20 protein-coding genes are annotated in these 25,264 nt (G+C 54.8%); 6 read left to right on the top strand and 14 right to left on the bottom strand.

From position 1 onward, the window contains the following. Positions 1–21: 21 nt before the first annotated feature. From Mal15_RS26850 to Mal15_RS26815, 8 genes are all read right to left on the bottom strand, one after another. Positions 22–663, bottom strand: a complete 642-nt coding sequence (locus Mal15_RS26850) for a hypothetical protein (RefSeq protein WP_233903049.1) — start codon at positions 661–663, stop codon at positions 22–24. A 128-nt stretch (positions 664–791) separates the two neighbouring features. Continuing rightward, positions 792–1,208 (bottom strand): DUF1622 domain-containing protein, encoded by a 417-nt coding sequence (locus Mal15_RS26845; RefSeq protein WP_147870578.1) that lies wholly within the window; start codon positions 1,206–1,208, stop codon positions 792–794. A gap of 12 nt (positions 1,209–1,220) precedes the next feature. Beyond that, positions 1,221–1,763 carry a hypothetical protein gene (locus tag Mal15_RS26840; RefSeq protein ID WP_233903048.1) on the bottom strand — a complete coding sequence of 181 codons (543 nt, stop codon included), beginning with the start codon at positions 1,761–1,763 and terminating at the stop codon, positions 1,221–1,223. A gap of 254 nt (positions 1,764–2,017) precedes the next feature. After that, positions 2,018–2,782 carry a hypothetical protein gene (locus tag Mal15_RS26835; protein WP_147870576.1) on the bottom strand — a complete coding sequence of 255 codons (765 nt, stop codon included), beginning with the start codon at positions 2,780–2,782 and terminating at the stop codon, positions 2,018–2,020. Next, the gene (locus tag Mal15_RS26830; protein ID WP_233903047.1) at positions 2,779–4,815 is read right to left on the bottom strand and encodes a 2Fe-2S iron-sulfur cluster-binding protein; all 2,037 of its coding nucleotides are present in this window, start codon (positions 4,813–4,815) and stop codon (positions 2,779–2,781) included. Before Mal15_RS26830 ends, Mal15_RS26835 begins: the two co-directional genes overlap by 4 nt. Then, positions 4,812–6,161, bottom strand: coding sequence for a Glu/Leu/Phe/Val family dehydrogenase (locus Mal15_RS26825; protein ID WP_147870574.1), 1,350 nt, complete (start codon positions 6,159–6,161; stop codon positions 4,812–4,814). Before Mal15_RS26825 ends, Mal15_RS26830 begins: the two co-directional genes overlap by 4 nt. 114 nt (positions 6,162–6,275) lie before the next feature. Beyond that, positions 6,276–6,746: a hypothetical protein gene (locus tag Mal15_RS26820; protein ID WP_147870573.1), complete on the bottom strand. Its 471-nt coding sequence runs from the start codon at positions 6,744–6,746 to the stop codon at positions 6,276–6,278. A 60-nt stretch (positions 6,747–6,806) separates the two neighbouring features. Then, the gene (locus Mal15_RS26815; protein ID WP_147870572.1) at positions 6,807–7,640 is read right to left on the bottom strand and encodes a Spy/CpxP family protein refolding chaperone; all 834 of its coding nucleotides are present in this window, start codon (positions 7,638–7,640) and stop codon (positions 6,807–6,809) included. A gap of 104 nt (positions 7,641–7,744) precedes the next feature. Between Mal15_RS26815 and Mal15_RS26810 the strand changes: the two genes are divergently transcribed. Both Mal15_RS26810 and Mal15_RS26805 read left to right on the top strand, forming a co-directional pair. After that, positions 7,745–8,050 carry a hypothetical protein gene (locus Mal15_RS26810; protein ID WP_147870571.1) on the top strand — a complete coding sequence of 102 codons (306 nt, stop codon included), beginning with the start codon at positions 7,745–7,747 and terminating at the stop codon, positions 8,048–8,050. Further along, complete coding sequence (locus Mal15_RS26805) at positions 8,016–8,624, top strand: RNA polymerase sigma factor (protein ID WP_233903046.1); 609 nt, start codon at positions 8,016–8,018, stop codon at positions 8,622–8,624. Before Mal15_RS26810 ends, Mal15_RS26805 begins: the two co-directional genes overlap by 35 nt. Before the next feature lie 92 nt (positions 8,625–8,716). Here Mal15_RS26805 and Mal15_RS26800 read toward each other — a convergent pair whose 3' ends face one another. Continuing rightward, a complete protein-coding gene (locus Mal15_RS26800; RefSeq protein ID WP_147870569.1) occupies positions 8,717–10,360 on the bottom strand; it encodes a TolC family protein in 1,644 nt (547 codons plus the stop codon). 152 nt (positions 10,361–10,512) lie between these two features. Here Mal15_RS26800 and Mal15_RS26795 point away from each other — a divergent pair, with 152 nt between their 5' ends. The 4 genes from Mal15_RS26795 to Mal15_RS34765 all read left to right on the top strand — a co-directional run bounded on the left by Mal15_RS26795 (position 10,513) and on the right by Mal15_RS34765 (position 18,598). Beyond that, complete coding sequence (locus Mal15_RS26795) at positions 10,513–11,088, top strand: hypothetical protein (RefSeq protein WP_147870568.1); 576 nt, start codon at positions 10,513–10,515, stop codon at positions 11,086–11,088. Between the two features lie 242 nt (positions 11,089–11,330). Further along, a complete protein-coding gene (locus Mal15_RS26790; protein WP_147870567.1) occupies positions 11,331–13,532 on the top strand; it encodes an efflux RND transporter periplasmic adaptor subunit in 2,202 nt (733 codons plus the stop codon). A gap of 10 nt (positions 13,533–13,542) precedes the next feature. Next, entirely contained in the window at positions 13,543–17,082 is a 3,540-nt protein-coding gene (locus tag Mal15_RS26785; protein WP_147870566.1) for an efflux RND transporter permease subunit, read from the top strand. Positions 17,083–17,185: 103 nt separating this feature from the next. Beyond that, a complete protein-coding gene (locus tag Mal15_RS34765) occupies positions 17,186–18,598 on the top strand; it encodes a hypothetical protein (RefSeq protein WP_233903045.1) in 1,413 nt (470 codons plus the stop codon). Positions 18,599–19,108: 510 nt separating this feature from the next. On the opposite strand, the gene Mal15_RS26775 is transcribed toward Mal15_RS34765, so the two are convergent. The 5 genes from Mal15_RS26775 to Mal15_RS26755 all read right to left on the bottom strand — a co-directional run bounded on the left by Mal15_RS26775 (position 19,109) and on the right by Mal15_RS26755 (position 25,013). Continuing rightward, positions 19,109–20,557, bottom strand: coding sequence for a PP2C family protein-serine/threonine phosphatase (locus Mal15_RS26775; RefSeq protein ID WP_147870565.1), 1,449 nt, complete (start codon positions 20,555–20,557; stop codon positions 19,109–19,111). Between the two features lie 86 nt (positions 20,558–20,643). Then, positions 20,644–21,636 carry a potassium channel family protein gene (locus Mal15_RS26770; RefSeq protein ID WP_147870564.1) on the bottom strand — a complete coding sequence of 331 codons (993 nt, stop codon included), beginning with the start codon at positions 21,634–21,636 and terminating at the stop codon, positions 20,644–20,646. Between the two features lie 71 nt (positions 21,637–21,707). Further along, positions 21,708–21,995 (bottom strand): metal-sensitive transcriptional regulator, encoded by a 288-nt coding sequence (locus tag Mal15_RS26765; protein WP_147870563.1) that lies wholly within the window; start codon positions 21,993–21,995, stop codon positions 21,708–21,710. 215 nt (positions 21,996–22,210) lie between these two features. After that, complete coding sequence (locus Mal15_RS34760; protein ID WP_233903044.1) at positions 22,211–22,468, bottom strand: hypothetical protein; 258 nt, start codon at positions 22,466–22,468, stop codon at positions 22,211–22,213. Positions 22,469–22,631: 163 nt separating this feature from the next. Further along, the gene (locus tag Mal15_RS26755) at positions 22,632–25,013 is read right to left on the bottom strand and encodes a heavy metal translocating P-type ATPase (protein WP_147870562.1); all 2,382 of its coding nucleotides are present in this window, start codon (positions 25,011–25,013) and stop codon (positions 22,632–22,634) included. Between the last annotated feature and the right edge of the window lie 251 nt (positions 25,014–25,264).

Here is a 25,264-nt window from a genome sequence, read left to right as displayed (position 1 = left end):
GAGGCCGCTGTTTGAGTGCGTCTAGTGTTTGTGATCCGTGTGCTCGTGGTCATGGCCTTCCAACGTCCCGTCCTTGATCAGTTTCTCAGCCTTGGCGAGAGTTCCGGCGGGATCGGCCTTCGCCTTCTTTGAGCAGCCTTCGCAGCAGAGGTAGACTGGCTTGCCTTCAATTTCCAGCTTGATGGGTTTTCCCATTGAACCGAGGAAGCTGGTGTTTGCGACGGCGCAATACTTCTGAGCTTCGATGGCCATTCGTTCGCCCATTGGCCGCTTAGCGAGCGTCTCGGTCGCGTCACGCAACTTCATGACCGTTTTCACCGTCTTCTCGCCACCTTTGACGGCGTCTTCTTTACACGCCTTGCAACACAAAAAGACTGGTTTGCCTTCAACCATGACCTTTATCGGAGTGCCCATCGTGCCGAGGCGGTCGTAGGTCATGATCGGGCAAAACCGTTGTGCCTCGGCCAATTTCTGGTCTTCGGAGGGCAACGCCAAAAGGGCTTTGGTGATCTTATTTTCTCTCTTTATCATCGCTTCATGATCATGCCCTTTATTGGCATCGTCGTGGCCTTCGTGAGCCGAGGCCGAGCCGGAAGCAAAGCTGACCGTGGCCACGGCAATGGCGAGCAGCAGCAGCATGAGCGGAGATCGTGTAATCTTCATTCTGGGGAATCCTTTGTTCGGAACCAAGGTGAACTGCCCATCGTCGCCCGGGCAGAAAATCGTCCTGCGTCGCAACGATGAAAAACCAATCTACATTGCCGCTTTAGATGCGGCTCGAACCAGTTTCTTCACGGACTGTCCGAAAATTTTTCAGTGACGCTTTTGTCACTTGATTCGGACTGGCAACCATCGGTTTTTTGGGGTAATGACTCGGCCTTCATTTCCATCATCAGGAAGTAGTTCAGTCCCGTTCGGATTACAGCAACCGCTGCTAGCTTTCCAATGTGGTCCCAACTGGGCGAAACGGCAGTCCCGAGAATATCGGCGCCAAGCTGGAATTCCAACGCCAGCGAAAGGTATCTCGCAAGAATCAGTCGCGTTGGAGCGAAGTCTTCCGGCTGTCCGCTCGCAAAGCTGCGGATCAGGTGAACGATGGCCACGCACACGCCGATCGTGACCAGTGTGGCACCAAGGACTTCAATCGCGAGTTGTATCCAACCGACGACCAAGATGACGTTTTGCTCAATCAGGCTTGTTTCAGACATAACACGTCATCCTCAATGATGCTTGTACCAGCCGACTCGTTTAATGTCGTTCCAAGAAGTTGTCTGATGGCACTGGCCGCATTGATCGACTCTCGCATGAGGCTTTCCCGCAACGCGAGCCGAAATCATGTTGAAGTGCATCATGTAGTGACTCGGGGGTGCCTGATGGCACTGGCTGCAATCAGTCGATTGCGGCGAAGGGTGTTTGTATTCAGGGATCGTCCAGCGATCGGTCGCGTGGCACTGAGCACAATCAGAACCGAACAAGTTCTGATGCCGGTCGCCATTGGAATGGCAAGACGCACAGTCCAACACAGACTCATTCAAGCTGATGCGAGAGTGCGGTGAAACGCCCGAATCGAGTTTTTCACTCAGCCGCAGGTAGGCGGCGACTTCCTCCGTTCCCGGCTCGGCATCCTGCATTTTCTTCATACCGATGCCCGTCAGCAGCGAATGGTCCATCAACGACAATTTTGCATCGACGCCGCGATGTTCCAGATGGCACTGCTTACAGGTGTTGACACTGGCGTGAAATGCGGTTGGCTGGCGTTGCAAAAGAGATTCATTGTTGGCGTGACAAAGAATGCACTTCGCCGTGTCCACTCCCTTAACCGGCGTGTGACAAGCGTTGCAGTTGTTCGCAAGACTTGCGTGGGCGGCTGAGAGCGGACCCGGGTTGACTGCTTGGTGCATCGAATGAGAAACGACTTCCGTCGCCTCACTCGGAATCCATCCCACTCCATAGGCCACCGCAACTCCGGCGACAAGAACTAGAATGATGATCGTCCATCGTGTCATTGCAGCACCTGCTACTCAAACCAACGCAAGCCGAAGTAGACGGCGTAATACACATGCACGAACATCAGAGCGTACAAGACAAAGGAAAGCACGATGTGGAACTTCAGCCACTTGCCGAACCACTGCTTGAAATCCTCGTGAGTGCGAATGGCGTATTCGACGTCCGCGATTGATTCAGCAAGACGCACTAAAGTGATCGAATCGGCTCTTGCAACGGATGGCTCCGTGCTCGGCTCCGGAAGAAAGAACCCAGCCATCAGGCGCGTGAAGAACCCGGAGAAAGGGCGTAGGCATTTTGCGGCAGACGGATCAGCTTGTGTATTCACAAGAGCTTCGTCATAAGCGGCTTGCAACTCGTTCAGCATCGTCTTCTTTTCGCGAATCTCCTTGGCGAAACCGGACATCAGGTATCGGCCCACAAAACCACTGACGACAACCAGCAGCGTCATCGCGGTCAAAGCAATCCCAACGACGCTTTCGTACTTATGGCCGCTGTGAATGATGGCCAGAATCGGTCCGAGCACGCCCGCGTAAATGTGCCACGCTAATAGTGTCCGCATGGAGACGTGCTTGGTGACCGACTTCTTTAGACTCTTGCTGCGTTTGACGATCAAGTAGGCGAGCGGAACGAGCATCAGAGTTGCCCCGGCGACTCCGAAAACTCCACCCCAGAAACTTCCTGCAAACCGGTGTGCGTGATGAAGCGGAAAGCCAAGCCATGCGAGCAACATCAACATGACCAGGCCGGTAACGACGATTTTCTCTCGTTCCTTCATGCCTCAACGCTCACATCTTGTTTCGCCTTCGCTTGGCAGCACAGAATCATCCCGGCTTGACGGTCTTCCGGCTCCAAGCCGTCATCAACTTCCATCGTGACTTCGCCGGAGAGCAGCTTCGCGACACAAATGCCACAGGTTCCAACGCGGCACGAGTAGTCGATTTCAACATCAATACGTTCTGCCGCTTCGAGGATTGTTTCGTCTGCCAGCAATTCCGTTGACTTGCCGGAAGTCGCGAACGTGACTTTGGCTCCCGTCGCTTTCGGCTCGTGAGCTTCCTGCCCTTTGGCAACTTTGGCTTTCGGCTTTTGTGTCGAGCCAAAGTTTTCGGTGTGAATGTTGTCCGCAGGAACTTCGAGTTCTGCCAGCATCCCCTTGGTTGCTTCCATCATTGCCGGAGCACCGCAGATATGAACCCGCTTGGTTGCGATATCAGGCACCCATTCAGCAAGCAGTTCTTTGCTCAGCCGTCCTTTGCGATAACCGTCCAAGTCCTTCTCAATGCGACTCATCGCAACATGCACGTGCAAGTTGTCGTACCGCTCGTCGAGTCGTTTGATTTCTGACTCGAAGATGAAGTGCTGTGGATCACGACAGGCGACGATGAAATGAATTTCGCCCGGCCAACACATATCGGTTAACGCCCGCGTCACGCTCATCATAGGCGTGATGCCAACGCCACCGGCGACCAGCACCACACTGTCAGACTCTTCGCCGGTAAAAGTGAACCGTCCACTGGGAGCTTTCACTTCCAGCGTGTCGCCGACTTTCAGTTGGTCACAGATGTAGCGTGACCCCGCACCCTTGTCTTCTCGCTTAACGGTGACTTCGCAGTAGTACGCTTGTGTGGGAGCGGAAGAAATCGTGTAGCTCCGCCGGATCGGCTTTTCGCCTACGGGAAGCGTGAAGGATAGGAATTGTCCCGGCAAGTAGCTAAACGGAATCCGTCCGCCATGACAGGCGACCATCCGAATCGTTTTGACATCATCGGTCTCGTCGGTGATCTTAGCAACTCGCAGCCGACAGAGTTTTTTCTTCGCAACCGGAATCAATCCGCTCGCGTCAACTCCATCGGCGGGAGCTTCGGTTGGGCAGCCATCATCAGTCGCACAACAATCGCTTACCGGTTGAGAGTCGAGGGCTGAGGGTCGAGAGTCCGAGGGAAGTGTGCTGGGAGCGGTCGATTGTGTGTTCGCGCCGCCATTCCCGGTTCCCCCACTTCCGGCTTGGCCCCCGCCAGCACTCGCGTTCGCTGTCGAGAGTCTTTCCAGCAGTGATGCCGCGCGTCGCATCTTAAAGAAGTACATCCAGATCATCGCCGCCGCAAACAGGATCAGAACAGCCATCAAGCTGGTGTGAAACGGCGACATGCCCCACAGCAATGCGTTTGACGAGGCAGTGTTCACGGCATCGTCGATATTGAGTTCACGTTTGAACCACTGCAATGCGACGTTTCGAGGAGCCTTTCCTTCACTCAAAGCACGATGAGCTGCGAGACCGCTTTCAAAGTCATTCAATCCTTCGCGAATCTTGGCCGTTGCCGCCTGCATTGCAGCGAAGTCATCACCCGCAGCCGAACGTGATAGTTCGTCAAAGCCTTCGCTCAATAACCGAGTTCCGGCGATCATTCGTCCGTGAGCTTCCTGCTCCAATTCCCCGCGACGTTCCATCGGCAAATCGGGCAGTTCCATCAAAGACGGATAGAGGTCTTTGGGCTTGGGCGCGCCCATCTTCTCCATCATGCCATCCATCATCGCCCCCATGCCGCCGCCCATCATCCCGCCGCCTTTGCCACCCATGCCATTCTTCGGACCGGCACCTTCCGGCGGCCCTCCCATGCCACGAGCTCCCGAACCGCCGTCATTCGCATTGGCTTCTCCGGGGTGATGTGCTGCGTGCTCTTCGGGCGACACCTGAGCGATCGCGGTCGAAGCCGTCGCTACAAACAACAGCACTAACGCTGTGTAGGTTGTTGGCCACGTGCGACGGGACATCGATTTGCGGACTGGGTTTCCATTCTTATCGTTCATGTCATTTGCATCGCTGCGTTGAAGTATCGACTAGTTCCCTGTGATTCCATCGCTTCGCCGATACGGTTAAGAGCATGGGCGTATGCCGCCGTTCGCATGTCGATTTCTGTCTCGACGCTCAAGTCATGAATAGCCCCGAATTCCTGAGCCATAATCTTCTGCAGACGTTGATGCACTTCCCCTTCACTCCAGTAGTAGCCTGCCCGATTCTGAGTCCACTCGAAGTAGCTGACCGTGACGCCGCCAGCATTCGCCAAGATGTCGGGAACAACCGTTGTTCCCAGTTCCTTCAGAATGTCGTCGGCTTCCGTCGTTGTGGGTCCGTTGGCGACTTCGACGATATAGGGTGCCGTAATTCGCGAAGCATTCTCGCCGGTGATTTGGTTCTCCAAAGCAGCCGGGATCAGAATGTCCACATCCAACTCAAGTAGCTGCTCATTTGAGATGACAGAACCACTGCCCGAATCATCAGGATTGCAATGACATTCCACGCAACCGCAATCCGGACAATCGCAGACGCTGCGTTCGCCGTACACATTCGATACGGATGTTTGAGAGCGTTTCAGTTCAATGGCTCGCGGAATATCCAAACCCTCTTCACGATAAACTCCGCCTTTGGAATCACTGATGGCCACGCACCTGTAGCCATCTGCATGAAGTAACCGGGCCACGTGCTGACCAGCGTTCCCGAATCCCTGAATGGCAACTCGGACGTTGTCGGGAGTCCAGTTGTTGCTCCGCTCCAGTTCTTTGATGCAGTAGTAAGCTCCGCGTCCGGTGGCATCATCGCGACCAAGACTACCGCCAAGTGGAATCGGTTTGCCGGTAATGACACCCGGCGTGCGTCGCCGCTGGATGGTGGAATACTCGTCCATCATCCAGCCCATAATCATGGAGTTCGTATAAACATCGGGAGCCGGAATGTCCGTGTCAGGACCAATGAAATCGGCAAGTTGCTGGACGAAGCCTCGGCTGAGTCGTTCCAGTTCCATGCGGGAAAGCTCTTTCGGGTTAACAATCACGCCGCCCTTGCCACCACCAAACGGTATGCCCGCCACCGCACACTTGCACGTCATCCAGAACGCCAGTGCCTTGACCTCGCCAAGATGCACTTGCGGGTGAAAACGAATTCCACCTTTGGTCGGACCACGAGTGTCGTCGTGACGAACACGGTAGCCTTTAAAGATTCGCAGCGATCCGTCGTCCATCCGAACCGGAATGCTGACATACACGACCGACTTCGGATGTTTCAGACGATCCAGAGCTTCGGCGCCAATGTTTGCAAACTGAGCCGCACGGTCGAGCCGCAAAAGTGCGTTCTCGAAGATGTTGTCACGATTCGACATAGCAGCCTTTCAGATTCACGTTGGGTAAACGACACGCAGCCCGCACACCAGGCGCACCTCCGTGAGCTTTGATGCACGAGCCAGTCGATTCTTCACCGCGATGCTCAAGTAGAATCACTTGTGTTGACTGTGCTTCTCGTGATCGCCAGCCATGGTGGCAACCACGAACATGGCATCTTCACCGCACTTGCCGCAGACATGCTTGACTTCCTGATGCTTGCCTTCGCCCTTGCCAGTGCCTTGCACAGTCACCTCCCCGCTACACAACGCACAGGTATGCGTCTGGCCGACCGTCAGCATCTTCACGTGCGATTTGTCGTTGCCGACGGGATGCACGGTGACGATCTTGCACATGCTGCACACCATCGCGATCGAATCGCCGGGCTTAAGTGCTTCTGCCTCGGCCTGCGTTTTGATGTGCGTCATTTTCGTCATCTTCATCACGTGGGCATGGTCGTGTGACTTGCCGTGCGAATCGTGTTTCTGGTCCTGAGCGTGTGCCAGTCCGGTGAATGCGATCGCCATGCCAAGGACGATTGCTCCAACCACACTGACTCCACCGATCAATTTGCTTTTCGTTTGCATAGGGTTCTCCTTTTCTGTTTGGTTCAGTCACTATTTCGTCTGTACGACTCGGCCTTACTTCTATCGCTCCCCAACTAGCGTCTGACGCTGCTCTTTCGTCAGTACGTTGGCCGCTTCACCGACCGAGCGAATGAATGCGATTCGAGTCTCAACTTCGATCTGCGCAATCTGCTTAGCTTTTGCTTCGATCTTTTTAATGTCCGGCTCATCGGCAGCAGTCAGCTTCCACAATTCCTGCTCGGCTTCTGCGATCTCGCGTTCAGCCGTTGAAGTTGCCAGCAGCGATGACTCCTTGATCGAGTTGAGCTTCTTTTGTTGCTCGTCGGTCAGCGTGATGTGTTTAGGATGGTCGAGAAAGAACCCGGTCTGGCCGATGTGATAGACATGCGACGCCCCGGGGAATCCGGGCAAAGCCGAGGGCATATCCATCGCGGCCATTGAGTCGGATGACATGGCGGGGTTCATTCCCATCATCCCCATGCCCATCATTCCTTTCTTGCCTTTCATCCCGGACATCATTCCCATGCCACCCATGCCACCCATGCCATTACCCATCATTCCCATGCCCGACATTTGGCTTTCCGAATCCTGAGGCATGCCTTTCATGCCGCTCATTTTTCCCATACCACCCATCACCTTCATGGATTTCATCTTTGACTGATCGGCAGCGGTGGTTGTGCCGTACTTCTCGCGGTGCTCAGCGGCAAGAGCGGCTTCCAATTCCGCGACCTTTCCCCGCAGTTGTCGCAGCTCCGTTCCAAGATCAGCGGGGGCAGACGTTGAGCCTGCGTCACTATGCTGATGCTTGTCCGAGGACTGCGCACATGCAGGGGAAACCAGCAGGGCAGACGCCAATAAGCCCCACACGAATGCTGTTCTGTTGGGTGTTTTCATGGATAATCCTCCTTTTGATCAGGACTATTGCGTACCGATTCGGGCACGGCAAAACGGTGAATTCAGGCACACCCTCCAATACCCTGACAGGGTATGCTACCCTTATGATTTCAAGCAGTTACGCCAGCGACGCCCGTTTTTGCGGCGCGGCGACGAGCGTGCGTACATTCCTGATGATGCACATGGGTTTTTCGACGGTGGCCAATTCGGCAACCAATGCGCGACTGTCGAATCACAGCCGGTCGAAGACCGCTGCGCTCTCGCGTGACATCAACAATGCTGGAAACTTCGATGCCCTAGTTTCGGATTTCTTCACTCGAAAATCTGAGAATGCTCAGGCGACTGAGCAATGTTCTTCTCGAAAGCACACGTTCGATGCGAATGTCACGGGAGGTCATGCGTTTGGATGAAGCAAGCCAAGAGAACGGAGACACAACGATTCGCGAATCGACTTCGATTGCTTCCACTCAGCAATTGGTCGATGCCTGTCTCGCCGGTGATCGCTGCGCAATGCAGCAGCTTTACGAGCAATGCAGCGACCATGTCTACGGCTTGATGATCCGTATGGTCGGCAGGCAGGATGCCGACGATCTGACGCAGCACGTCTTCCTAACGATGTTTCGCAAGCTGGAGCAATTCAACGGGCAGTCAAAGCTGGAAACGTGGCTGTACCGACTGGCAACCAACGAAGCATTGCAGCACCTTCGTCGATGCAAACGACGTGCTACAGCTCCCCTTGTCGCCGAACCAGAGACAAGCGATCCGGACCGAATCGGTGCAACCGAAGAAGCCGAGCTGCTTGAAACCGCCATATCACGTCTGGAACCGGAGCTCAGAGCCGTGCTGCTCCTTAAAGAACAGCGGGGGCTTTCTTATCAAGAGATCGCTGAATCCGTCGGCATCCCGGAAGGCACTGTTGGTTCGCGACTGAACCGGGCACGAAAAGAGCTTCGCCAAAAGCTAGCGAAGCTCGGTTGGGAATGACTCAGTTGCACGGGCCGGTCAACGGGGCTTTCTACGGCAAAGTGGCCTCGTCTTACGTGAGTGGGAGATCACCGAGGATGGGGCGCGTTTCTCTAACCCTCTCCGCCGTATGGGCAGCCGACCGTGCGTTCAATTTGAGCGATCGTTCCGGCCAGCGTGGCTTCGATACGTGCCAATTGTGTCTCAAACATTAGCAATTCGCGGTAGGTCTCAATTAAAGTGAAGAAGTCGGTTCGCTTGCCACGATAATCGGCGATCGACAACTTGAGCGTGTCTTCGGTTCGCGGAATGATTCGGTCCTCGTAGATTCCTTCCTGCTCAACCAAGGCATCTGCCTGCGCCATCAAGCGGCGAAGTTTACCCTGAATCGCATCACGCTCGGCTTCCAGCCGTTGCGTCGTGCTGCTTGTTCGATGAGATGCCTCGCGGATGCCCGCGTTGATCTTTTCACGCCAGATAGGAAGCGTCACGCCGACAACGAAGCTGATGTTGTCGTGACCATTGGCAACCGGACTAATAACGTTCGTGTCATCGTTGATGATCGAGTAATTTAGGCCAAGGTTGAAATCGGGATACTTCTGAAGGCAGGCAAGTCGCTGCTTTTCTCTGTCTCGTTGAATTTCCCAAGCTAACGCACGAAGTTCCGGACTGCACTGTTCCGCAAGGCCGAGCAGTTCGTCAAGTTGCTTGGGAACATTGGTCAGGCCGATGTCCTGTTGCGTTTCGGGAATCAGCGACACCGGTTGCTGCAACAACGCAGCCAGATCAGCTTGGGCTTGTTTCTTCTGCTTTCGCAAAACGACAAGCTGGTCATCCAGTCGATCCGCTTCGAGTTGTGCTCGAAGCACATCCTGCTGTGTTCCACCACTCTTGTAACGGGCTTCAGCCACTTGGGTCAGATCATCGACCAACTCGCGAGTCTCTTCGATAATTGTGATGGCCCGCGTTGCGAACCAGACTTCGTAGTAGGCCAACCGAACGGATTCGGTGATTTCGCGCTCAATCCGTTGCACCTCCGCCTGAGCCATCTGGACTTCTCGGCTGGCAATCGCAGCCTTCGCACTCAGCTTTTCAGGCCACGGCACGCCCTGCGAAAGCTGGAACTGATGTCCCACGCGACCGCCTGCGGTCTGCAAAGCCTGATCTTGAATAGGCCAGAACGTGTTGTTGAATTTCGGGTCGGGCAGAGCACGTGCCTGCGGAATCACATTCGACGTAGCCGCGACTCGATTGCGAGCTGCCCGAATCTTGGGATGATTAGCCAGTGCTGTGGACACGAAGTAGTTGACGGGCTGCTGAGTGACATGGACATTACTGGCAACGCCCATTGAAATCGGTTCAGCAAGTTCGTCCGAACCATTTTTGACCGCTTCGCCTTCGTCCGTTGTAGCCTCATTCGACGCTTCGTCTACAGCTTCATGATCATCAGTGCCTGAGACCTCACCGCCCTCGGTTTGCAAAGCGAGACGCAACGGTGACGAAATGGCCAGCTCTTCGTCGTATCCAACGGTTTCCACAGGGGATGCTATCTTGGGTGCGGAGTGCTCGGCATCGTCCTGCGCATCAATAACATTCCCACTGTTGGCTACAGCCCGTGGCACTTGCCTTGTGTGCGATAGATCGCTCTGCAAAACGTCACGAGATGTCGCACAGCCACCAACGGAGAATGCCATCACTACCACGAGCAATCGCCGCTTCCGGCTTTTTGCAGATGGATTTGTTTGTCGAACTTCCATGATTTGCTGCTCCGCAAATTACAATAAGGTGGCATTCTTGCCGGTTCTGACAAATTGGACTTGTACCAATCGGCCAAAATTCCGATATACTCCGTATACCGTCACAGGGTATATCATCGGATCGGATTGAAGGAAACTTCCGAACAACTCACATGGCCCGCGTAAACCACATCGCCGTCAATCTTTTACTCATCGTCGTCGTGACAATGCAGCCGAGCTTGGCGTACGTACTTCAGCAGGACTGTTCCGCTGGTGTCGCGACGGGATTTACGTGCCAAGGTTGCGGTTGTTGCGCGGTTCAATCGGAAACAGCGAAGTGCCCCTGTTGCAGCGGTGAAGCGACGAGCGAAGAAGATGAATGCTGTGGACATGGCCGCAAGAATCAGCACCATCTCTCTACTTTTGCCGACGATCCCTTTGAAGGGATGGAGTTGCAGGAAGGTCCCGTTCCCGTAGACAGCGAGCAGCCAACGGGCGAACACGCTTCGCGCATTCAAGTTGCTGCTCTTGCAGCGGCCTGCCATTGCGTGACGGCTCCGAAGCCTTTTGATGCACCTGTGCCTCGCTCTCCCGCTACGGAGCTGCGAGAGGTATTGACGGTCAACATTGCCTGTGTCGTTGATTTTGCAACCTCAGTCCAGCCACCGCTCTCGGGTTCCTTCGAGTTCGCTCGTCGCCCGATTCAGCCTCACTTCTCGCAGATTGCTTTCTGCGTTTGGCGGTTATAGATCCGCTGATCTTGTGGAATTGTGCGCGCTCGTCGTAGCAGACTTCCGCCTCACGAACTGCACTAAAGACCGTTGCCGCTGCACGTATCCGCACGCGACCGAGTCTGCTCAATGCAGCTTTCCTCAACGCAATGAATGCCGCTCGTTGCTGCGCGACAAGGATCGCCGTTGTCCAATCGCGTAACACCGGGTCATCCGCACGATCACTTCGTGTAACGGACACGTACGTCACGAGAATTGCCATGAAACACGACAAAAAACCAGCTCTGGATGATGAGCAGGACGCCGTCAATCCATCAGAAGACCAACACACCGAAGCAGTTTCTGATGCGACGACAGAGGCAGAAAGCTCAGAACCAAAAGACGTTCAAGAACCGCTCGGTGAAAGCAGTCAGGAAAGCAACGCTGACGACGCAGCCGCCCGAACCAACGCTTCAGCGGTACAACGCTCGCCCGCAAAAGTCAAAACCCAGCTTGGCGGTTGGTCATGGCTGACTCGCTTCGGCGTGAAATCGGCGGGAGTTGTTGCCGTCGGAGCGTTGCTGTTGTTTCTGATCGGTGTCGCTCAGCGAACTGAGTGGGTGACGGCTTACGGCTTCTCCGGTTCATCAGGTGAAACCGCCGCTGAATCAGGTGGTGGTGGCCAAGACAAACGCTACATCTGTCCCATGATGTGTACGCCTCCATCGACCGAGCCGGGTCGTTGTCCAGTGTGTGCGATGGAACTTGTCGAAGCAACCAGCAGTGGTGGAGGCGACGGAATCTCTGTCACCATCGAAGCATCGGCTCGCAGGCTGGTCGGGATTCAGACGGCCATGTCCAAGATGGGCGAAATGACGCGAACGATTCGTACGATCGGCTCAATTGATTTTGATGAAAGTCGGCTTTCGACAATTTCAGCCTACATCGACGGACGGCTGGAAAATATGTACGCGGACTACGTTGGCGTGGAAGTCGTAGAAGGTGAAGACCTCGCGTTGATTTACAGTCCCCAACTTTATTCTGCACAAACCGAGTTCGTCACCAGCCTTGAAGGCAGTTCGTCCAAGCGATTCCAGATTGGAGACAGCAACTTACAGGACATGGCTCGCGAAAACCTTAGCGAGCTAGGTATGACCCAAGCGCAAATCGCTTCACTCAAATCGAGTCGCAATCCGCAATCTCGAATTCGTATCAAGTCACCACAAAGCGGAACTGTCATTGAGAAGACGGCGGTTGAAGGTGACTACCTGAAGACAGGCCAAAAGCTGTTTCGCATTGCTGACCTGACGAGCGTGTGGATGATGCTTGATCTGTTTCCCGACGATGCCGCCAACGTGCGGTTCGGCCAGCAAGTCGAAGCGGAAATTCAGTCGATACCGGGAGAAGTGTTTACGGGACGCGTCGCGTTCATCGATCCCACGGTCAACAAGCGTACCCGCACCGTTCGCGTGCGAGTTGAAGTGATGAATTTCGATGGCAAGCTGCGACCGGGCGACTATGCGACCGCCCGCGTTACTGTTCCCGCCGTGCCGATGGACGCGATCTACGATCCGGCATTGGCTGGTAAGTACATCAGCCCCATGCATCCGCAAGTCATTCGCGAACAACCCGGCAAGTGCCCCCTGTGCGCAAGAGACCTTGTGCCGACAAGCCAGCTTGGTTACGCGACCGAGCCGCAGCCAGAGCAACGAGTTGTCACTGTGCCGCGTGATTCAGTCCTGCTGACCGGTGACAATGGAGTGATCTATGTGGAAACCGAACCGGGACGATTTGAGATTCGCCGTGTTTCGGTAGGCTCGATGAACGACGACGAAGCGGTGATTATCGAAGGGCTGGCCGCAGGTGAAACAGTTGCTACCGGTGGCAACTTCCTGATCGACTCACAGATGCAGCTTGCGGGGAACCCCTCGCTGATGGACCCGAGTAAAGCGCCAAGTCATTCACCGGGGCCACTCGAACTTCCCAACAGCCAACCGATCATGCTGGCTGACAATGCGGCCAGCGACTTCGACAAAGCCTACGATGCTTACTTCGAAATCCAATGTGCAATGGCTGCGGACATGACTCCGCCACCGGTTGCGCTCAACACAATGTTGGATTCGCTGTCACGTCTGGAAATGTCTGCCGAGGTGCCCGACGACGCGCAGATGCAACTAGCCAAGTCTCGCAGAGCCGCGTTGCGAATGGATGGCTCGCTGGAGACGGCTCGCGAGGCTTATCGGGCTGTCAGTCATGGCATGCTGCGGGCCGCAATCATCGCTCGCGGACCCAAAACCGCCAAGGCACTCACCCACTACTACTGCCCCATGGTTCCGGGCGGTGGCGGCGACTGGATGCAACCCGGTGGCGAACTTGCCAATCCGTATTGGGGAGATGAAATGCTTCGCTGCGGCGAAGTGGTGAGAGACATGGCGGTCGCTGAGCCTGATTCGGCTCCCTCCATCGCACGAATGCCGAATTAGGAGAAGCACGATGCTAAACATTATCATTCGATTTTGTGTTAAAGAGCCTTGGCTTGTCCTGCTGCTTGCAGTCGGGATGAGTGTCGGTGGCTGGTTTGCCTATCAGGCCGTACCGATTGATGCGATTCCCAACGTCGGTGAAAACCAAGTCATCGTTCTGACGCCTTGGCCCGGACGTTCGCCGAAAGATATCGAGGACCAGGTCACATACCCACTGAGTGTTTCATTGCTGGCTGTTCCCGGTGCGGAATCAGTTCGCGGCAAAAGCATGTTCGGCTACAGCTTTGTGCAGGTGACGTTCAAGGATGAGATCGACTTCTATTGGGCACGAAGTCGCGTCTCAGAACAGCTTGGGACCGCCGCATCGCAATTGCCCGATGGGGTTGTTCCTCAACTGGGACCAGACGCTACCGGTTTAGGGCAAGTCTACTACTACACATTGCAACCACCCAAAGACGGGATGGGTTTGGCCGACCTGCGAAGCATGCAGGACTTCGTTATTAAGTACGAATTGCAGGCAGTCGAAGGTGTCAGCGAAGTCGCCTCCATTGGTGGTTATGTTCGCCAATATCAGATTGAAGTCGATCCCGACAAACTTCGCTTTCACGATGTGCCACTCGATGCGTTGGCGATGGCCATAAAAGGTTCCAACTTGGATGTTGGGGCTAAGACCGTTGAAACGACCGGTATGGAATACATCGTTCGTGGCAAGGGATTCCTTGGGACCGACGGCGATCAGCGAAAAGCAATCCGCGATATCGAGGAAACCGTAATCACTCAGCGTGATGGCGTTCCCGTTCGCGTTCAGGACGTGGCCAAAGTTCAGCTTGGACCGGACTTCCGCCGGGGAGCACTCGACTACAACGGAGCCGAAGCGGTCGGCGGCGTCGTGGTGATGCGTTATGGCGAGAACCCTCGCGTGGTCATTGACCGTGTGAAAGAGAAGATTGCTGCAATCACGCCAGCGCTCAAGGGAGTTACGATTCACGGCGTATATGACCGCACAGGGCTGATCAATGAAACGATGGCAACACTCACGCATGCCCTGCGTGACGAGATTCTGATCACCGCAATCATCATCCTGCTATTCCTGCTGCACATTCGCAGCAGTTTCATCGTCGCAATCTGTCTCCCCGCTGCCGTGCTGATGTCGTTCATCGCGATGCACGTTGTCGGCGTCGAATCGAACATCATGTCGCTAGCGGGAATCGCCATTGCCATCGGAACGATGGTCGATATGGGGATCATTGTTTCGGAGAACATCTACCAGCACCTTGCCGACTGGGAGAAAGAACAGGCTGATGGTGAGGCAATGACTGTTGAGAGTCGCAAGAGCCGCGTTGATGTCGTTTACGAGGCAGCGATCGAAGTTGCTCCAGCGGTTGTCACCGCAGTTGCCACGACCATTGTCAGTTTTCTACCGGTGTTTTTCCTCACAGGCCGTGACTATCGACTCTTCTCCCCACTGGCCTACACCAAGACGTTTGCAATCGCAGCAGCGATGATCACTGCCGTGACGATCGTTCCTGCGATGTCACGACTGATGCTTCGCAGTGCGAAGTACCGGAAGCGAACCGCGTCGGTGGCGGGAGTCAGTTTTGCGGCATTGCTGGGAGCAGCCGCTCACTTCATGTGGGGAGGACGACTTGCCGAGCACTTCGGAATCGACTCATGGATGGTCACTTTTGCCGCAACAATCGTTGGCTTCATCTTTGCATGGCAGTTATTGCGGGAACGCATTCGCCCAATCGAGGAAATTCCGTCCAGCCGATTCGTCCGCTGGCTCTACGCCGCTCGCCTTCGGCAGGCACTCAACCACAAGGTGTTTGCTCTTTCGTTTCCCGCACTGTTGTTAGTCGTTGGCCTCGGGGCATGGATTGGGATGCCAGCAGTGCTGCGGCCAGTTGAAAAGGTCGCCAACGTTTTCGGAGCGGACCTGAATCAGTTTCCCGGCTACGTCGATGCCAAGCACGTTTTCACCGGACTGCAAAGTGATGACTGGATTGCACTGGATGAAGGCAGTTGGTTCTACATGCCGACGCTCTATCCGGCTGCCAGTTTCTCGCAGGCGATGCAGGTGTTGCAGACTCAGGATGTACTGATCGGGCAGATTCCCGAAGTCAAAGATGTGTTGGGGAAAATTGGGCGTGTCGAATCGGCACTCGACCCGGCTCCCGCCGCGATGGTCGAAACCTATGTCATGCTCAAACCGGAAAGCGAGTGGCGTGAAGGCGTCACGCCTCGTGACGTGTGGGATGAGATCAACAAAGTCGCTACGTTGCCCGGTGTGACACCTGCTTCCGCCTTGCAACCAATCGAAGGTCGAGTCGTGATGCTGCAATCGGGGATTAAAGCACCGATGGCCATTCGCGTCTACGGCGACAAGCTCGACACACTGGCAGATGCCGCGATGGATGTTGCCGCCACGCTCAAGACGTCACCGCTGGTCAACGCAGGAACCGTTAACCCCGATATCGTACTCGGCAAACCGTACATCGAATTCACCGTCAACCGCGAGGCGGCATCCCGCTACGGCATGAGTGCTTCGATGGTCAACCAAGTCATCGAGACCGCCCTTGGTGGAATGAACCTGATCAAGACCGTCGAGGGCCGTGAGCGTTATCCGGTTCGACTTCGATACAACAGAGACCTTCGAGAACGAATCGACCAACTCAGCCGATTGCCAGTCGTGACGCACAGCGGAGCTGTTGTTCCGCTTGAGGAACTCGCAACACTAGAGACGACGTGGGGGCCGGGTGCGATCAACAGCGAAAACGGACGCTTAGTTGCTCACGTGTCGTTTATGACTAATGGCGCCAAGGGTGATTTGGAATCGGTCACCGCGATTGAAAAACAACTTCGCGAAGCTCAACTGCTACCGCCATCTGATCCCAACCGGCTTGCTTTACCCGCAGGCTATTCGCTCGAAGCTGTGGGCAGCTTTCGCAACCAAATCGAAGCCAACACGAGGCTCATGTGGATCATTCCCGTTGTCATCATGATCAATCTGCTTCTGATCTACTTCGAGTTTCGCAACCTGCCAATTGCGATGGCAGTCTTCACTGGAATTCCCGTCGCTTTCGCCGGTGGCATGGTGCTCGTGGCATGGATGGAAGTGGAACTGAACACCGCTGTCTGGGTCGGGTTTATCGCTCTGTTCGGATTGGCCGTTGACGACGGCGTTGTAATGGCGACTTACATCCACCAATTGCTAAAGCGACGCAAGGTCAGCAGCGTCGAAGACATTCGCAATACGGTCTATGACGCCGGACTCAAGCGAATTCGACCGTGCGTGATGACTACGGTCACAACACTTGCGGCACTCGTGCCTGTGTTGATTGCAACCGGACGCGGAGCCGACGTGGCTCGTGCGATGGCCATTCCCGTTTTCGGTGGGATGCTGGCTGAACCATTTACGTCCTTCATCGTGCCCACGCTCTATTCCGCTTACTTGGAAACCAAGATGCGCTTCGGATTTAGCGATCCGCTTTGGGAAGGCACAGAAGAAATACCCTCAGACCAACAGGAGGACCTAATGAATGCCGCCTGAAAAACTTTCGACTCATCGTGAAGGAAACATTCCTTCAAGCATCCAAGTGTCTCGGAGGCCCTTGGATCACTTTCACGCTCACACAATTACCGGGAGAACAAGGATGAAAACTCACTCGATCACACAGCTTGTACTGGCAGGGATGCTGATTGCCGCTGCCCCTTTCACAGCCCATGCACAAACTCACCACGAAGCCCACGGTCACAAGCACGCGATGCCGCATCAGGCATCAGCTCCACAGCGTGGCCCCAACGGTGGCACAATGAAGCAGGCTAGTGGCCTGCAATTCGAGACGCTCGTTTCGCAAGGCGGTATCAAGATGTTCGTCTTCGACCGCAGCGGTCAGAGAATTTCCGTTGAACAAGGTCGCGGTGCGGCATCGCTGCGAGTCGAAGGGAACGCCAAACGCTATCGCTACGACCTGTTGCCTGACGGAAAAGGAGCACTGACAGCTCCCGTCAACCTTTCACAAATCGCCGGACAGCAAATCGAAGTTGAAATGCAACTTGTCGGACTGCCGGGCATGGGCAGTCGCCCGCTTACGCTTCAAGAGGTAGCCACGATCCCGGCCAGCCAGCATCAGCTTGCCGCCGCTGCGATTGCACGGCAGAAAATCTGCCCGGTTAGTGGCAAGCCGCTCGGCAGCATGGGACAGCCCGTTGCCGTCGATGTGAATGGACAAACGGTTTATGCCTGTTGCGGTGGCTGTGTGAACGCCATCAAATCCGACCCAGCCAAATACGCGGCGGGCCGACCACAGATAACGGTCGCAACCTCGACAGCCGCCGACGCCGCTGCGATCGCCGCTCAGAAAGTTTGCCCCGTGATGGATGAACCACTCGGGGGCATGGGGACGCCAATCAAAGTCATGGTCGGAGACAAGCCGATCTACTTGTGCTGCAAAGGTTGCATCAAGAAGGTTCAAGCGGAACCCGCCAAATACTTGGCGATGGTTTACGGCAACCAACCTCGAAGCAATTCGATTGCGGCTGCTGGTGAACAAGCTCGGCCCGGCGTCTTCAAAGTCACTGCCGCCGACGCTCCGTTTGTCGCTGCACAGAAGAAGTGTCCCGTGATGGACGAACCACTCAACGCGATGGGCGGACCGTACCGGGTGAACGCCAACGGTAAAGCGATCTACATTTGCTGCCCCGGTTGTGCAAAGAAGATCGCCGCCGAGCCACAAAAATATCTCGACGTGCTGGCTCGACAAGGCGTGAACCCACCTGCTTTGCAAACGCAGAACACAGCGGCTGTTGTTCCGGCAGGAACAAATCAGGTGCGACCCGGTGTATTCGCAGTCACATCGGCGGACGCTCCGTTTGTCGCTGCACAAAAGAAGTGCCCGGTGATGGACGAACCTCTCGATGCGATGGGAGGACCTTACAAAGTCAACGCCAACGGAAAGGCTGTCTACATCTGTTGCCCCGGTTGTGCCAAGAAGATCGCAGCGGAGCCTCAGAAGTACCTTGCGGTTCTTGCTCAGCAAGGAGTCAATGCACCAATCATCAGGTAACGAAATACGGCGGGTTCGCCCGTCGAACGTTTTGCGGGGGCGGTGTCCTGTGGACTCAAGCTTTCGGGCGTGATAAAGCAGCACGCCGTCCCTGCCCTTTTTTACACGACCAACGACAAGGATGTCAGTCATGTCAGTTCAATCACTCCACATCGGGTTCGTTCTCATCGCAGTTTCCCTTCTCAGTGCAAATGGCTGCTCATCACCTCCATGGCGAAAACAGCAAGCTGTGAGTCAACAAGCAAAGGACGCTTACTTAAAACAGGCGGTTGAAAGGGTTCAGTACGACGACGTAGAGACCGACCCGAATGGATTCCAGTCGAAATCTGTTCCGGAATCAAACTACGCTGCTAACCCGCCGGTCTCACGCAGCACAAACAGTGGGTCCGCAAGCTGTTGCCACTAGTGTCCATGCGGAAAGTTGTTTGCAGCATCGCCGGGGCCTCCTCTCAGCGATACGAAGAACGGCTCATTGCTGAATTCTTCACGGGATTGCCGGATGATGGCACCTCACATGCTGGTCAATTCTGCAGCAAGTAACGTCGTATCATCAAAAGGTGGTCGAGATTGACGAAATCTGGCGAGCGCCTTGGAGAAGTCGTCGACGAGCTGTCGGACATCGGTTGCGGACGAGTTTTCCATAACTTGCCGAACCCGCTCAGTACCAAACTGGGTCTCATCTTGATCAAACATCTCTGTCACTCCGTCAGACACCAGTACAATTCTTGTTCCACTTGCAACAGGAACAGTTTCCTCCGCGTAAGTCACGCTCTCATCGACACCCAACAAGAGATCGCTAGCTTGGAGTCGATGCACAGTCTTCCCCGACTCCTGAATAAAAGGATGCTCGTGTCCTGCGTTGGAACAAGTGAGCGTCATCTTTTGGCGGTCGACTAATACGACCACCATCGTGGCGAAATGCCCCTCTATGATGATCTCCGCGTATCGGCGATTGATGCGGTTGAGAATCTCTGCTGGACTGTTCGTTACCTCAACGGCCTCCAAGACCAGGGCTTTGATGACTGTCGCAGCCATTGCCGCCGGTACTCCGTGGCCGGACACATCGGCAAGACACAATAAACACTGATATTCGCCCAGCGGTATCACGTCGTAGTAATCGCCTCCAACATCGTCTGCCGGTTCAAACAACTCAGCAGTGTCGATGCCTCTTACCTTTCCATTGGTCGGACGTAGATTCTGCTGAATGTCACGGGCCTTCTTCATGTGAAGACGTCGGTCTCGGTCTGCCGCCGCCAGCTTCTTGGTCATCGCATTGACCTGTTCCGAGAGGTAACTCAGTTCTTCACAACTGCGTTCTTCCGCTTTAGGGTCCAGATCACCGTCACCAATGCGCCCCAGAGTTGTGACCAGTCGCCGCAGTGGTTTGGTCACGACCCGCCTCAGGACAAGATTGACCATCAAGCCAGCCAACGCACCAGCAAGAAGCACGGCAACAATTTGGCGAAGCAGTTCATGACGAGCATTCCGCAGCACCGACTCTTCTGCCTCAGAGATATAGATCGTGCCAAGAGGCCCCTCAAATTTCGCGACGACCAGTGCATGTGAATCGGATGGCTGGCCACTGCCTCCTCGGGATGCCGCCCGCATAGCTTGAAACATGTCGTGCGAAGCTCGGCCATGAGACTTAGCCTGCATTGAACTTCCCTGCCACTCGACGGCAATGTGATGCCCCGGCGATTCGGTCGTATTCATTCGAGCGCAAACGTCGTCAATCAATTGCTGAATCGATTCATTGCCTCGATTGGCGATTGCATCCACTGACTCGTAAATCGTCTTAGCTTCTTCGACCAACGCGATTCGCTTTTCCTGTTTCGCATCACGGATTCGTAACCCGTGGCCGACGATCAGAAACAGGACGACGACCATCAGCAGCAGTCCGTTGACAGCCAACATCAACTGCCGACGAATTGGTAATCGCTTCCAGAATTCGAGACTCATCAAAAACCGACTCTCCTGATCTCATGGCACATGGTTCCACACCGTTTGATGCACGAGACTTCCGTTTCTTCGTCTTGCCAAGAATTTCAGTCGGAATTGTGGTGGCAATGCGGAGAAGTCATGGTGCATTGCTCCAGAGAGGCCAGATCGTTGGACCATTTGTGGCAACTGGACGAGTAGGCGGAGGCAAAAGTGTCCGGATCAAGCGTCGATTGATAGGAAACAATCGAACGAACCTGATCCGAAAATCGTCTGGCCAGAGACAGGTCTACTTCATCACGAGAAACTCGGCAGATCACGAAGTGCTTCTTGGCATCCTCCAGCATTTGCAGACTCGCGTGCCAGAGTCGTTCTGTCGCTTCAGAATTTACCGGCGACCGATTGGCTTGCACTTCACTGATTGCATGTAAGAGCGATGCCGTTTCCAAACAGAATCGCAGCATGCGACTCATCGCGTATCTTGGCTCGCTGAAACGAAAGTAGTGCAGTGCCGGATAGAAATGATGCGATTCAAGAAGGTCGGCCAGTTTGGATGCCAGGTCGCACAGGTCTTGGTTAAGCAGTGCCCGATCATCACTGGCGAGATGGAGCTGCAAATACGCCAGCGTGTCCCCGGTTCTTCCGGTGCGGTAGTCGATCTCCGACGCGAATTGATTGCGTCTACCAAGGGCGCTATAGACCGAAATGATGTACGCCAAAACCAGCGTAAAAAAGCTGAAGCCAATGGCTGCTGAGGTGATCGTCACCATTCGAGCAAACGCGGTCTTGGGAACTAGGTCGCCGACGCCCAGCGTCGTCACCGAGAATCCTGCGTAGTATATCGCCGTGACAAAGCCTGTTTCCGTTGGCGAGGCATTGGATCCGACAATGCCGACCCCCAATTGTGGCCAAACAATCAGAGTGACACCAAGCAGCAGAAGTGTGGCCCAGACTGTGGCTTGAGTCACAATCAACACCGGTCCGCTCAACAGGAGCAGCCTACTTTTCGGGCCAAGAATACGCCGCGATATGTGGTGATAAATGCGGTAGGTCAACGCCGTGATTGGCCCGGACACCGCACGCGGATACAGCACGGCCATCCAAGTTTCAAAGATACTGGTCGATGTCAGTAGCAGCCCGACAATCGTACACAACAAAGTTCCGAAGCCGCTCAATCAATCACACCGGCGTACTTGCGAAAAAGCTTGATCAGCTCTTCAAGCTTCTGATCGCGGTCTGCATTGTCGTCATTCTTCATAGCTTCCATGACGCAGGTTTTTAGATGATTTTCCAGTACAATTTGTCCGACTTTGGCCAATGCGCCAGTCGCTGCTGAAATCTGCATCAAGACATCAACGCAGTATTCCTCGTCGTCAATCATCCGACCGACCGCCTCAACTTGGCCGCTGATACGCTTGATGCGGTTCAGCACCTTCTTCTTTTCATCGGACTTCAGCATGTTCCCTACCGGTGACACCGTTTTCCTCGTGTTTCGCTTTACAACCATGACACACAGGTAGCGTTCAGCGAACGTCAAATACTAGCGTATTCTTGCGATTGAGGACAGGATTAGCTCTTCATGTTCATCATCGAGTGCTTCGGTGCTGGCTCGTAGTGGTCCGGATCACCGAACCGCCGGACGATTTCCGAAAACACAGCTCCTTTTTTAACCGGCTAGTCAGTTTCCATGACCAAATGGTAGGGATCATCCGGAAGCACCCGCGTAACGGTCATCAGCACCTTCACCGCCATCAGGTAGTTCGAACGCATTCCCTGTACTTCGCCTCGGTTCCAGTAAATCTTTATCTCGTCTTCGCTCATCGACATCCCCATCATCTTTTGCGGGTAGCCGGGCGTGTTGAAACCAGCGACCTGCGGGAGTTCGACCGGCGGTCTGCCGACCAACTGCCCGAGACTGCCGCGAAGCGACATTTCTGCATGTCTCTTTGCGATCTCAGGTATTCGTCCATGAAATCCCCTACGACTTAATTCGCCGGATACCCTCCTTGGGTATAGAGGATTTCGCTCGGTTTAGCAAAATTGTTCGTTCTTGAACGGTAATGCGGGCAGGGAAGTTGGTAACAAATCTGGTCCGCTACACCAACTTGGCAGCTCGCAAACGAAGTGCATTGGCGATGACTGACACACTGCTAAAACTCATCGCAGCAGCAGCAAGCATCGGACTGAGCAGGACGCCGGAGAATGGATACAGCAGCCCAGCTGCCACCGGAACGCCCAGCGCGTTATAGATGAAGGCGAAGAAAAGGTTTTGGCGAATGTTACTCATTGTCTTGCGGCTCAGGTTGTTTGCCGCGGCAACTCCTCGTAGATCACCGCCGACCAGCGTTATTCCAGCTGACTCGATCGCAACTCCGGTTCCCGTTCCCATAGCAATACCAACATTCGATTCCGCCAAGGCTGGGGCGTCATTGATTCCATCACCGGCCATGGCGACCACCTTTCCCTCTTCTTTTAGACGTTTCACAAAGTTGTGTTTGTCTTGTGGTGAAACACCGGCGTGAAATTCATCGATCCCAAGTTTTTCGGCGACAGCTTTCGCGGTCGGTTGTGCGTCACCGGTCAGCATGACAACCTTCAAACCAAGTTCATGCAGTGTTTTCAGAGCTGCAGGCGTGCTTTCTTTGATGGGGTCAGTGATCGCCATGATAGCGGCCAATTTTCCGTCAACGGCAACAAAAATCACAGTCGCCCCTTCGGATTGACGCTGTGTTGCTTGCTCCCGCCCTACATCAACACCAGTAATCGATTCGTTGTCAAGCAAGTCAGCTTTCCCGATTAAGACTTCGTGCCTATCAACGTTCGCGCTAACTCCGCCACCGGTAATGCTGCTGAAATCAGTTGCATCAGCAACCGGCAACTCGTCGTTTTTCGCTCGCCGAACGACGGCTTGGGCCAACGGATGTTCGCTCTGTGCTTCTACGGCGGCAGCCAGCATCAGCACGTCGTCCTCGCTCCAGTCCCCAATGGGCTTGATCTCCGTTAACTCAGGGCGACCCTGTGTGAGAGTTCCAGTCTTATCGACGACTACCGTGTCTACGTTCTCCATCACTTCCAACACTTCAGCGTTTTTGATCAAAACACCTTCTTTCGCACCGCGTCCAACGCCAACCATCACCGACATTGGTGTGGCCAAGCCCAGAGCACAAGGGCAAGCGATAATCAAAACAGCCACCGCCGCGACAAAGGCATGAGCCAAGCGAGGCTCCGGGCCAAACATAGCCCAACCAATGAAGGCAACTATAGAACAGACAATGACCGCCGGCACAAAGTATCGTGAAACAACATCAACCAGTTTTTGAATTGGGGCACGACTTCGTTGAGCCTCCGCAACCATTTGCACAATGCGATGAAGCACGGTATCGCCGCCAACGCCTACCGCTTCCATAACCAACGCACCGGTCTGGTTCAGCGTGCCGCCCGTGATCTCGTCACCCTCACCCTTCTTCACGGGAATTGGCTCACCCGTCAGCATAGACTCGTCGACACTGCTACTACCGCTGACAACCCGTCCGTCCACCGGTACCTTCTCGCCCGGACGCACGCGAAGCCTGTCGCCTTGATGCACGTCCCCAAGGGCAACCTCCTCTTCGCCATCGTCCGTGATGCGATGAGCCGTCTCGGGTGCAAGTTGCATGAGTTCGCGAATTGCCCCGCCAGTCTGCTGCCGAGCACGCAGTTCCAATACCTGTCCCAACAACACCAGCGTGATGATCACCGCCGCAGCCTCAAAATACAGCGGCGGTTTCCCGTTCTCGAAGAACGCTTCGGGTATCATCGCCGGAAACAGCACAACGAACAGGCTGAACAGAAACGCAGCCAACGTTCCCACTGCAATCAACGAGAACATATTGAGGTTCATCGTACGAAACGACCTCACTCCGCGCACCAGCAGCGGCCATCCACACCAGAACACGACCGGAGTTGCCAATGCGAGCTGCGTCCAACCGAAAACCCGATCAGACATCGCTTCAGCGAGATTCAAGCCAACCATTGGTCCCATCGCCAGTACCAGCAAAGGCATTGACAAGACCACTCCGACCCAGAACCGACGTTTCATGTCCCGGTACTGTTGCTCGTCACCTTCATCCGATAGGTCGACGAACTTCGGTTCAAGGTCCATGCCACAGATGGGACAGTCCCCCGGACCAACCTGCTCTATTTCGGTGTGCATCGGACAGGTGTAGATGGCTGTCGGATCGCTGGCGGCCTTCTTAGCGTCGGACTCCTTTTCTTCGTGCGAACAGCAGCTATGTTCGCTATGAGCAACCTCGTGCGGCTTCGATTCCCTCCGGGCAGCTTTCGAGAGCACCGCAGATGGATCATCGTCAAACTTCTGCTGGCAGGATTCGCTGCAAAAGAAGAATCTCTCGCCCTGGTGGCTAGACGACCGCGCTGATTCCGAATCGACCGCCATTCCGCAGACGGGGTCAATTGTTTGAGTGTCCGTTTTTCTCATTTTATCACCCTATGATCTGGCTCATGGCTCTTCTAAAGCTCTGATGCTAATCCTACAGCGGATACCCCTATACGGTATGCCGTTTACACCGAAAAGCCAAGGGCTGAGCGAACGGTTTGCTTAGACGAAACGCTGGTGCTTTGCGTTTTTTTCGCACGAACAGCCGATGAGATTTCGGAGCGAATTAGTCAGCAAACCGTTCTCTGGCTGACGGTAACAGGGCATGATACGGTTAAGCAGAAAAACTTTGC

Origin of the sequence: Stieleria maiorica, from assembly GCF_008035925.1 — a bacterium.
GTDB classification, from domain to species: Bacteria; Planctomycetota; Planctomycetia; order Pirellulales; family Pirellulaceae; genus Stieleria; species Stieleria maiorica.
Note: the sequence above shows the minus strand (reverse complement) of the source record. Positions and strands in the feature narration are given on the sequence as shown.